Consider the following 4,767-nt stretch of genomic DNA (forward strand, 5'->3'; position numbering starts at 1 on the left):
GGGTGGCGGCGCGGGCGGGTTCCATGCGGGTGACGCCGGCGCGGAGGATGGCTTCGAGGAGGCCGGCGCGGGAGCCGAAGTGGTAGGTGATGGCGGAGTCGGTGGACGCGGTGGCCGAGATGTTCGGCTACCTCACCGATGTGATCGCCGCGCGTCGTCATGGTCGCGGGCGGCAATGACACGACCGGGAACCTGATCTCGCACGGGGTGGCCCTGCTGGACGGCGACCACGTGCAGCGCGAGCGGCTCGCCGCCGACCTGTCGCTCGTCCCGAACGCGCTGATGGAGTTCCTGCGGCTGGAGGGCTCCGTGCAGGCGCTGGCCCGGACGACGACACGGCCGGTGACGCTCCACGGCACGCAGATCCCGGCGGGCGAGAAGGTGATGATGCTGTTCGGCGCGGCGAACCGGGACGAGCGCGAGTTCGGCCCGTCCGCGAACGATCTGGACATCACCCGGGAGATCCCGCGCCATTTGGGCTTTTCCAGCGGCGTCCATTTCTGCATCGGCTCGCATCTGGCCAAGCTGCAAGCGCGCGTCGCCCTAGAGGAATCCTCCAGGCGCACCCGAACGTGGGCGTCGACACAGAGAACGCTGAACGGATCGCGTCCCCGTTCACCCGTGGCTGGGTGTCGCTCCCAGCCACGGGCATTGCGGCCGCTTAGCCCATGTGCGGGTACCGGTAGTCGGTCGGCGGGACGAACGTCTCCTTGATGGAGCGCGGCGACGTCCAGCGCAGCAGGTTGAACACCGACCCGGCCTTGTCGTTGGTGCCGGACGCGCGCGCGCCGCCGAACGGCTGCTGCCCCACGACCGCGCCGGTGGGCTTGTCGTTGATGTAGAAGTTGCCGGCGGCGTACCGGAGCACCTCGGCGGTGTACGCGGCGGCGGCCCGGTCGTCCGCGACGACGGCGCCGGTCAGCGCGTACGGGGCGACGGACTCCATCTGCGCGAGCATCTCCTCGTACCGGTCGTCGTCGTACACGTGGACGCCGAGGATCGGCCCGAAGTACTCGGTGCGGAAGATGTCGTTGCCGGGGTCGCCGGACACGAGCACCGTCGGCCGGACGAAGTATCCGACCGAGTCGTCGCAGTTCCCGCCGGCGACGATCTCGACGTCGGGGTCGGCCTGGGCCCGCTCGATGGCCGCCTTGTTCTTGGCGAAGGCCCGCTCGTCGATGAGCGCGCCGATGAAGTTGGACAGGTCGGCGACGTCCCCCATGGTGAGCCCGTCGACCTCGGCGACGAGCGCGTCCTTGAACCCGCCGTCCCAGATCGACCGCGGGACGTACGCGCGCGACGCCGCCGAGCATTTCTGCCCCTGGTACTCGAACGCGCCGCGCACGAGCACCGTCTTCAGGACGGCCGGGTCGGCGGACGGGTGCGCCACGACGAAGTCCTTGCCGCCGGTCTCGCCGACGAGGCGCGGATAGCCGCGGAACTTGTCGAGGTTGGCCCCGACCGTCTTCCACAGGTGCTTGAACGTGGCGGTGGACCCGGTGAAATGAATCCCCGCGAGATCAGGATGCTCCAACGCGACGTCCGAGACGGCAACACCATCACCGGTCACGAGGTTGATGACACCGGGCGGCAGCCCGGCCTCCTCCAGCAGCCGCATGAGCAGCACAGCGGAGTACGTCTGCGTAGGCGACGGCTTCCACACGACGACGTTGCCCATGAGCGCGGGCGCGGTCGGCAGGTTCGCGGCGATCGCGGTGAAGTTGAACGGGGTGATCGCGTAGACGAACCCCTCCAGCGGGCGGTGGTCGGACCTGTTCCACACGCCGGGGCTGCTGATCGGCTGCTCCGCGAGGATCCGGCGGGCGAAGTGCACGTTGAACCGCCAGAAGTCGACCAGCTCGCACGGGCTGTCGATCTCCGCCTGCTGGACGGTCTTGGACTGCCCGAGCATCGTCGCGGCCAGCAGCGTCTCCCGCCACGGCCCGGACAGCAGGTCCGCGGCCCGCAGGAAGATCGCGGCCCGGTCGTCGAACGACAGCGCCCGCCAGGCCGGCGCGGCGTCGAGCGCGGCGGCGATGGCGTCGCGGGCGTCGTCCTGCGTCGCGGTCCCGAACGTCCCGAGGACGGACGCGTGCTTGTGCGGCTGGACGACGGCGACCTTCGGGCCCGCCCCCAGCCGGCGCCGCCCGCCGATCGTCATGGGCAGGTCGATCGGCGCCTCCGCGGTCAGCTCGGCGATCTTCGCTTCGAGCCGAGCCCGCTCGGCGCTGCCCGGGGCGTAGCCGCGCACCGGCTCGTTCGCCGGAGTCGGAACATTGGTGACGGCGTCCATGAAGGGAACCCTCCTGCTCAGCGGGAAACGAACGAACGAAGAAAGAACACGAGATTGGCGGGACGCTCAGCGAGGCGGCGCATGAAATAGCCGTACCAGTCGGCGCCGTAGGGGACGTACACGCGCATCTGGTGGGCCTCGGCGAGCCGCCGCTGCTCGGCCGTCCGGATCCCGTACAGCATCTGGAACTCGTAGGAGGACGGCGACCGCCCGGCGGCCAGCGCCAGCGCGATCTCGATGATCCGCGGGTCATGGCTGCCGACCATCGGATATCCGTCACCGCGCATGAGCGTCCGCAGCCCACGCACATAGGCGCGGTCGACGTCACGCTTGCTCTGATGGGCCACCGACTCGGGCTCCGCGTAGGCGCCTTTGACCAGCCGCACGCGCGACCCGTCCCCGACCAGGTCTCGGAGGTCGCCATCAGTGCGCCGCAGCATCGCCTGAATGGCGACGCCGACCCATGGGAAGTCGACGCGCAACTTCCCGAGAATCTCCAGCGTGGAGTCCACGGTCGTGTGGTCTTCCATGTCCAGCGTGACGGTCATGCCGACCCGTCCCGCCGCGGCGCAGATGTCCCGCGCGTGGTCGAGCGCGAGGTCCCCGGGCAGGGCCTGCCCGAGCGCCGACAGCTTCACCGACGCGTCCGCGCCACCGGCGAGCCCCTGCTCCGCGAAAGCGGCGAACAGCTCCAGATAGGCGTCCCGGGTGGCTTCGGCCTGGCCCCGGTCCTTCGTGTCCTCCCCCAAATGATCAAGAGTCACCCGCAGGCCGCCGGCGTCGAGCCCCCTGACCGTGCCGAGCGCCGCGTCCAGGTCCTCCCCCGCGACGAACCGGTCGACGACCCCCCTGGTCAGCGGCATGGACGTGACGAGACCGCGCATCCGCCGGCTGCGCGCGGCGGCGAGGAGCAACGGACTGAGCATCGGACCCTCCATCAACGAGGAACACCTCGCACGTTAAGAGCGCCCGCCCCCACCTCGTATAGTCAGATGTAACTTTCCTGAACTCACTTCTTCATACAAACGTACAAGGGAAGAACCCATGGACCTCCAGGAGATCGCCGAGAACGCGGCGGACCTCCTCCACGCCCCCGCGACCTTGGAGGACCGCGACTTCCACCTCGTCGCCTACGCACCCCACGGCGACACGATCGACCCCGTCCGGATGGAGTCGATCCTGCACCGCCGCGCCACCGACGCCGTCCGCACCCGCTTCGAACGCCACGGCATCGCCCGCGCCACCGGCCCCGTCCGCATCCCCGCCGACACCTCGGTCGGCCAACTCGGCCGCCTCTGCCTGCCCGTCCGCTGGAACAACGTCACCTACGGCTACCTCTGGCTGCTGGACGACCAGGAGCGCATCACCAGCACCGAGGCGGCCCGCGCGATGCCCCTCTGCGAACGCGCCGGCCACCTCATGGCCCGCCAGGCAAGGGAACGCGACGACCTCGGCTGGAAGGTCGCCGACCTCCTCTCCGCCCACCCCGACACCCGCACCCAAGCAGCGACAGAACTCACAGAGGCCGCGGCCCCCGATCCACCATTCACAGTCGCCGTCCTACGAACCCCCAGCCCAGAGCCACTCAACCCGTGGCTGCTCCCCCACTCCGCCCTGACAACGGTCTGGCAACGCGACCACGTCCTAGTCCTCCCGCAGACGGCCGCCCGCACAACGGTCGACAGAGCGCGCCGCCTCCTGGAAGAGCGCAACGCCCCCGTCCAGGCAGGCGTCTACTCCCCGTGCCTCACCCTCGACCACGTCCACGAGGGCTGGCTCCGCGCCCGCGTCGCCGCCCGCGCCGCCGCCCCCGGCGAGACCCGCGACTGGACGACCTTGGGCGTCCTCCGCCTCCTCCGCACCGCAGGCGACGAGGCCCTGGCCCAAACAACCCAAACAAGGGGCACCGAGCAACTCCTCAAGCACCCCGACCTAACCGAAACAGCCCGCACCTACCTAGACCTAGCGGGCAACGTCCAGAAGACAGCCCAAGCCCTGAACATCCACCGCCAAACCCTCTACCACCGCCTACGCCGCATCGAAGAGCTGACGTCCCTCACCCTCACCAACGGCCAAGACCGCCTAACCCTCCACCTGGCCCTAACCCTCTCCCCCCACCTAGACCAACCCACTCAAGCCAGAGACTCCTGATCAGGACTCGGCAAGCCCGCCGTGCCGGGCCCGAAGCTCCCGCTTCAGAATCTTGCCGCTCGGGTTCTTGGGCAATGAATCAGCGAACACCACATACTTGGGCCGCTTGTACCCGGCCAGCCGCTCCCGGACGTGCGCGCTAACGTCGTTCACCGCCGCGTCGAACTCCGCGAATGTGACCCGACGTTGCCCACTGACCACGGCGACCTTGTCCGGATACCGCCGCGCCGTCCGATGCAGAAGATTTCCGACCGAATGCTGCCGCGCACGAGCAACCGCCTGGTCCATTGGACGCCTCCCAGCCCCGGAACCCCCAGGTGAAC

Annotated in this window: 5 protein-coding genes; 2 read left to right on the forward strand and 3 right to left on the reverse strand. The window is 69.5% G+C overall.

From position 1 onward, the window contains the following. The first annotated feature begins 159 nt into the window (after positions 1 to 159). Positions 160 to 714, forward strand: coding sequence for a cytochrome P450 (locus ETD83_RS39475; protein WP_205718149.1), 555 nt, complete (start codon positions 160 to 162; stop codon positions 712 to 714). Here ETD83_RS39475 and pruA read toward each other — a convergent pair. After that, positions 662 to 2,293 (reverse strand): L-glutamate gamma-semialdehyde dehydrogenase, encoded by a 1,632-nt coding sequence (gene pruA / locus ETD83_RS39480; RefSeq protein ID WP_138650350.1) that lies wholly within the window; start codon positions 2,291 to 2,293, stop codon positions 662 to 664. The genes ETD83_RS39475 and pruA overlap by 53 nt on opposite strands. 17 nt (positions 2,294 to 2,310) lie before the next feature. Continuing rightward, a complete protein-coding gene (locus ETD83_RS39485) occupies positions 2,311 to 3,219 on the reverse strand; it encodes a proline dehydrogenase family protein (protein ID WP_138650352.1) in 909 nt (302 codons plus the stop codon). Positions 3,220 to 3,337: 118 nt separating this feature from the next. Here ETD83_RS39485 and ETD83_RS39490 point away from each other — a divergent pair, with 118 nt between their 5' ends. Beyond that, complete coding sequence (locus ETD83_RS39490) at positions 3,338 to 4,444, forward strand: PucR family transcriptional regulator (RefSeq protein ID WP_138650354.1); 1,107 nt, start codon at positions 3,338 to 3,340, stop codon at positions 4,442 to 4,444. Here ETD83_RS39490 and ETD83_RS45610 read toward each other — a convergent pair whose 3' ends face one another. Next, positions 4,445 to 4,732 (reverse strand): AMP-binding enzyme, encoded by a 288-nt coding sequence (locus ETD83_RS45610; protein ID WP_268920540.1) that lies wholly within the window; start codon positions 4,730 to 4,732, stop codon positions 4,445 to 4,447. It lies immediately after the preceding gene. Positions 4,733 to 4,767 lie beyond the last annotated feature (35 nt).

The organism is Actinomadura soli (genome assembly GCF_005889715.1).
In the GTDB taxonomy this organism is placed as follows: domain Bacteria; phylum Actinomycetota; class Actinomycetes; order Streptosporangiales; family Streptosporangiaceae; genus Spirillospora; species Spirillospora soli.

What these genes read in the sequence shown, in the direction of transcription:
- ETD83_RS39475 (WP_205718149.1), top strand. Translation starts at nt 160, where the DNA reads ATGGTCGCGGGCGGCAATGACACGACCGGGAACCTGATCTCGCACGGG.
- pruA (WP_138650350.1), bottom strand. Translation starts at nt 2,293, where the DNA reads ATGGACGCCGTCACCAATGTTCCGACTCCGGCGAACGAGCCGGTGCGC.
- ETD83_RS39485 (WP_138650352.1), bottom strand. Translation starts at nt 3,219, where the DNA reads ATGCTCAGTCCGTTGCTCCTCGCCGCCGCGCGCAGCCGGCGGATGCGC.
- ETD83_RS39490 (WP_138650354.1), top strand. Translation starts at nt 3,338, where the DNA reads ATGGACCTCCAGGAGATCGCCGAGAACGCGGCGGACCTCCTCCACGCC.
- ETD83_RS45610 (WP_268920540.1), bottom strand. Translation starts at nt 4,732, where the DNA reads ATGGACCAGGCGGTTGCTCGTGCGCGGCAGCATTCGGTCGGAAATCTT.